Here is a 5,480-nt window from a genome sequence, read left to right on the forward strand (position 1 = left end):
GGCGGGCATTCTCATGATCGCAGGTGCGTTGATGTGGGTCGCGGTGCCAGTGGCACTATTCATCGGCACGATCGGCGCGATATCGGTTTTCAAGGCCGTCTATATCGACAAACGTGAGCTGAAATGCGCCTGTGTCGGCGGCTCAAGCCGCGTGCCCCTCGGCTTCGTCTCACTGACGGAAAACCTGATGATGATCGCCATGGCGCTGTGGATGCCCTTCCGCATGGGCGCAGGCATGTAAACAACCGAGGGAGTGAGGTTGCCTCCCACTCCCTCAAAAATGCCCCAAGCCTAGTTATCTTTGCGACGGTGGCACGACCTGCCATTGTAGTTATGCATAACCACATGAGCAGCCAGACAGCCTAGGATCGGGAGAGCGAACATCCACCAGCTTGATGACGTATCTCCCGAACTAGGCGATGGAAGCATGAACACCATGCCAAGTCCAAGTACAACCATGAGAAAACAACACCCCGTCAACCACAAAGCTGCCTTTGAGACCTTAGGTTGTGTGGGAGGAATTTGAGAATCTATCTTTTTCACAGCACTACCACCTTGGTCTTGAGCGGGACCCGTTCGTATAGATCCTTCACATGCTCGTTAAGCATCCTAATGCATCCATTGGAGACGGACCTCCCAATGCTTTGAGGCTGATCGGTGCCGTGGATACGGTACATCGTATCCCGTCCATCTCTATACAGATACAGGGCTCGAGCTCCCAATGGATTGCCTGGCCCGCCGGGAACACCAGTGGCAAAGCGTGCATATTTGGCTGGCTCGCGCCGGATCATGTTGGCTGTTGGTCGCCAAGAGGGCCATTTCTCCTTTCGGCCGATGATTGCACGTCCGCGAAAAGCCAGCCCAGCCTTCCCAACCCCCACTCCATAACGCAGGGCACGTCCGCGCGGCATTGCCAGATAGAGAAAATGATTTCGAGGATCCACCACGATGGTCCCAGGAGCATATCCGTCGAACGCGACGAATTGCGGCTGGAAACGATCAGCCAAGCGGAATGCGCGTGCCTGATGCGCTCTGCTGCGGGATGTTGTTGCTAGAAAGGCAGAAACACCCGCCAGGAAAATGAATTCACGTCTTTTCATCTGAGTGACCTCCTGATCTTCAGTCAGTTTTACTTGTTGACTAGCGAAGATCAGAGCTTTGGCGGACGCTTGAGGCCACCCGGATAGAAGCGCAGCGAGGGGGAAGCAGCGCCTACAGAATTTGCAGCAACATAATGCGAGATTTCGACAGCGTTGCCAGCTGCCGCCCACGAACAATCGCTGGCGCATTCCAATGCCACCTCTCCAGCCGCGGCGTGACTGCAGCAGTCAGCAATTAAAGGCTCAGAAACGACAGCTTCGATTGTCGCAGGAGCACCTTGCGCGGAACCTGGTCCCGACAGCATCCCACCTATCAGGACGACCGAAAGGAGCAAGATATTGCCGACCCACCATGCGCACGAAATTCTCATTAGCCCCCACAGCAACTTGCACTCTGATCATAGCACACTAGGCGGTGACTTCGAACCAAGTATTCATCCCTGCTGCAGCATGTTCCAGCATGTGGCAGTGTAACAACCAGCGCCCGGGATTATCGGCCACGAAGGCGATATGTGTTGTCTGCGACGGTCCGATAAGAAAGGTGTCGCGCCATGGCTTCCCGTCGTCGACGCTAGCCTCACTGCGGCTCAAGACGCGAAAATGATGCCCGTGGAGATGCATCGCATGGGGAAAGGCCGTCTCGTTGACGATCGTCAAGGAAATTGAACGGCCACGCTGCGCCGTGAAGAGGGGGGCTTCAGCCAGATTGGCGACCCCGTTGAACGACCAGAACTGGCGCGCTTCAATGACCTCCTCACCTTCCAGGACCTCCCCATTGTAGCGCATTTCAACCTGCTTCCCCATTGCCCCTCCAGCCATTTCCAGTCGCACCTGGAGAGCATCATCCAGAACAGGATCGGGAAGATCCGCGGGAACAAATTCGGGACGTCGGGTCGCTACATTGGCCTCACCGCCTACATGGAAGCGGACAAAGGGAAACGGCTGAGGACCGGAAAGCTCTTCGAGTTCGAATTCGTCCTGCGCCTGAAACAGAAGGTCCATGCGCTGAGCCGGTCCAAGCAGCAGGGGAGCGTACGGCGCTTCGGCGGGCTCGGCCAAGGTCTGGCCATCATAGGCAATGATCTGCGCTCGGAAGCGAGTGGGATCGAGAGCGAGTATCCTAGCGTTGCAGGTATTAATCAGACGGAGCCGGTACCACTTGCCACGCTGCAACTCGAATACTTTCTCCGGCTCCCCGTTGACGGTCAGCCAGTTGCCCATGCGGCCTCCATGGCTCCAGTCTGAGAGTGCGCCAAAGGAACGTGTGTCCAGTACACCCTCCGAGTTTAACCGCCAATCGTCCACCACAAGGGAGATGTCCTGCTCGGGGGGCAGAACCACCTGCTCCTCATCCACGATTAGGGCCCCATAGAGCCCCCGCGCAACCTGTTCCCAGCTCTGCTCATGCGCGTGGTACCAGAACGTTCCGGCATCAGGGACCTGGAACCGGTATTCGAAACTTGAGCCTGGTTGCACAGGATCCTGCGTCAGTCCAGGCACCCCGTCCATCGCATTGTCCAACCTGATACCATGCCAGTGAATGGAAGTAGGCTGGCTTAGTTCGTTTTTGAAGCGGACCGTCACGACCTGCCCTTTCACCGCACGCAGCAGAGGGCCGGGCAAGCTGCCATTGTACAACCATGTTGGTGAGCGAACTGCAGGGTCAGCAACCAAAGACCGATCTACTTCTCGAGCGACGAGCTCAAATGCAGGTGCGGAAGCGGAGGAAGCGGACCTTGAACGAAAGTTCAATGCCCCTGCGGCAGATCCGATCAGAAAGACCCTTCGCGAAATCGCACTATTCATGTTCTTAAACCTTGGATGGCCGCTCTTGCGCCCGGTGCTGCGCCAGCACAGAGCGTAACAACTACAGGGATGGTTTTAGGAAAAAAGGGGCCGCCTCTCGGCAGCCCCAGAGATGGATCAGTTCGTTTCGGCGGTGTCCTCGGTGACCACTAGCGCTCCCACCATCCCCGATTCGAAATGCCCGGGAATGAGGCAGGCAAACTGGAAATCACCAGAATTCGTGAAAGTCCAGACAAGTTCGGCCTTGGCACCAGGAGCAAGGAATGCCGCGTTTGGATCATCATGCTTCATGTCTATTTGCGACATCATCTCTTTTTTATGATCCATCAGCTTTTCGTGCTTGCCAAGCACAAACTCATGCTCAAGCTCCCCGGTATTATGCAGCATGAAACGGATAGTTTCACCGCGTTTTACGTCAACGGAATCCGGTTTGAACACCATCTGTCCATCTTCGGTCTCAGTGAGTTCCACTTCCACGGTGCGCGCGGCATCCGCCGCATTACCGGGAGTTCCTACAGCAAACTCATCATGGGAGCCGGCATGTTCGCCTGCCGCGAAAGCAGACGTTGTAAAGAAGATCGCTAGGATCGCGAGCTTGGAGTTCATAATAACCTCGTTAGTCCTGAAGATTGGAGATGCCGGCCATTTGCCGGCCCTTTTTCAACCAAGGGCACGAGGAGGCTGATCTAGAACATATTTAGGTGAAACTGGAGGACGGGACCTGGGGTCAGGCTCAATACTGAAGGCGATGAAGGCAAAGTCTGCTTCATGATCCAAGTGACCAGCGTACAGACTGCACAACACCCCCCCGCAACAGTAGTCGGGGTGATCGTCCGCTTCCCCCGCAATACCATTTCCTTCCCCATCAAGGTGCATGACCAGATGCTCCAGCTGCGAGGTAGAATGCCCGGTAGAAGCGTTCCCCCATTGCGGCGAAGACTGCGCAGCAAAAGCTGCCAGAGCAAAAGCGATCAGCACCAGAAATCGCACCACTGAAGCGATGGTTCTATATCCTCACCCTCAAACCGCACATCGAGGACTATAAAAACAAATGCGGCAACAGCAAGTTATAATCTTGGGTTTTACTTTTTGCCGCACCTCGGGTGTAGAGCCAATTCAGGTCAGACAGCTTCAACGACCTTTTTCAAACGCGTTCTCACCTCTTCCGCAACTGAGAGGAGTTGAGGATTTTCTATTGCACTCATCGAAGCAACCGGATCGACCGCTCCGATTTGAACACCTTCAGGGACCTCTCGCAATATCACGTTGCATGGCAGCATCGCCCCCACCCGAGGCTCCATCTCAAGCGCCTTGTACGCCATCTGCGGGTTGCAGGCACCAAGGATACGATAGGGTGGCATCTGCTTCTCGAGCTTCTTTTTCATGGTTTTCTGGACGTCAATTTCCGTTAAAACCCCGAAACCCTCGGCCGTTAGCGCCTCACGGACACGCGTATCGACCTCCTCAAAGGTGGCGTTGGCGACAATTCGATTGATGGTGTAGTCCATTTTCGGCTCCTATGCATAACGGCAGCGTAGGTAGTTAAAATCCCTCGTCATTCCTCTTGTTCCAAGTCAGCTGACGGTGAACTGACCCATCATGCCTGCATCTTCATGTTCGAGGATATGACAGTGATACATATACGGCGCATCTGGCCCTGCCGGATGATAGAAACGGACCAATATCTCGGCTGAACCATCAACCCATACCACGTCCTTAAGACCAGTACTGGCGTAGTCGACCCTACGACCGTTCTGACTTAGCACCTGAAATGACGTGCCATGCACGTGGAAGGGGTGAGCCATCATATCTGCCGCAATTTCCCAGATTTCGGTTTCACCTAGCCGAACGGTTTCGTCGATCCGTCCCATGTCATAGGTCTTTCCATTGATCCCGAGATCAGCCCTGCCGCCCAGCATGGCTCCCATCATCCCCATCCCCATCATCATGTTGAGCTGAAATTTGCGCCGGCGTACGGGCTCACCGAAATCGGGACTAGGAGCTTGCGAGAAAAGAGTGGGCAGCGCGATCTTGCTGGCTTTTTTCGCCTGATCTACTTCGAGGGTGAGTATTAACAGCATTTGGTCAGGGTCGGATGAAGCACCCTGCCCCATCATGCGCCCCATACTTCCATTTCCCATCATGCCTCCGCCCATCATGGCTACCGGCACATCGGGAGAAACCAGTTGTCTGGTACGACCATCACTGAAGTCTACGAGGATCTCAACACGTTCAGCTGGCGCAAGCTCCACAACGTCCATCCGGACAGGCGCGGGCAACAACCCTGCGTCGCCAGCAATCTTGTGAAATTCATATCCATCATCAAACTGGAAACGGTAGACGCGCGAATTGGAGGCATTGAGAAGACGAAGACGCACGATACCAGGTGGCACATGTTTTTTAGGGCTGATTGCTCCATTGATGACAACCTTGTCGCCCCGGAACCCCTGCATCAGGGCCATTCCATCATCGTCATATGCTAACTCACCACGTCTGGTGAAAGCGCGATCCTGAACAATAAGCGGGATATCATCGACCCCGTACTCGACCGGCAACAGCTCAGTATCGGAACTG

The 5,480-nt window shown here is 55.0% G+C and carries 5 protein-coding genes and 1 pseudogene; 1 reads left to right on the forward strand and 5 read right to left on the reverse strand.

Features of this window, described 5'->3' with window-relative positions; translation table 11 throughout:
• Positions 1–241 (forward strand): annotated as a pseudogene (locus WA367_RS01220) (glutaredoxin); the annotation flags it as partial.
• Positions 242–539: 298 nt separating this feature from the next.
• Here the strand turns inward: WA367_RS01220 and WA367_RS01225 are convergent.
• The 5 genes from WA367_RS01225 to WA367_RS01245 form a co-directional block, all read right to left on the reverse strand.
• Positions 540–1,100, reverse strand: a complete 561-nt coding sequence (locus tag WA367_RS01225) for a L,D-transpeptidase (protein ID WP_336054986.1) — start codon at positions 1,098–1,100, stop codon at positions 540–542.
• Between the two features lie 408 nt (positions 1,101–1,508).
• Positions 1,509–2,906: a multicopper oxidase family protein gene (locus WA367_RS01230; RefSeq protein ID WP_336054987.1), complete on the reverse strand. Its 1,398-nt coding sequence runs from the start codon at positions 2,904–2,906 to the stop codon at positions 1,509–1,511.
• A gap of 117 nt (positions 2,907–3,023) precedes the next feature.
• Entirely contained in the window at positions 3,024–3,512 is a 489-nt protein-coding gene (locus tag WA367_RS01235; RefSeq protein ID WP_336054988.1) for a cupredoxin domain-containing protein, read from the reverse strand.
• A gap of 515 nt (positions 3,513–4,027) precedes the next feature.
• Complete coding sequence (locus tag WA367_RS01240; protein ID WP_336054989.1) at positions 4,028–4,414, reverse strand: DUF302 domain-containing protein; 387 nt, start codon at positions 4,412–4,414, stop codon at positions 4,028–4,030.
• Positions 4,415–4,480: 66 nt separating this feature from the next.
• Positions 4,481–5,480 (reverse strand): multicopper oxidase family protein (locus tag WA367_RS01245; protein ID WP_336054990.1); only part of this gene is annotated, 1,000 nt, incomplete at its 5' end.

This window comes from Nitratireductor sp. CH_MIT9313-5, assembly GCF_037029545.1.
Taxonomy (GTDB): Bacteria; Pseudomonadota; Alphaproteobacteria; order Rhizobiales; family Rhizobiaceae; genus Chelativorans.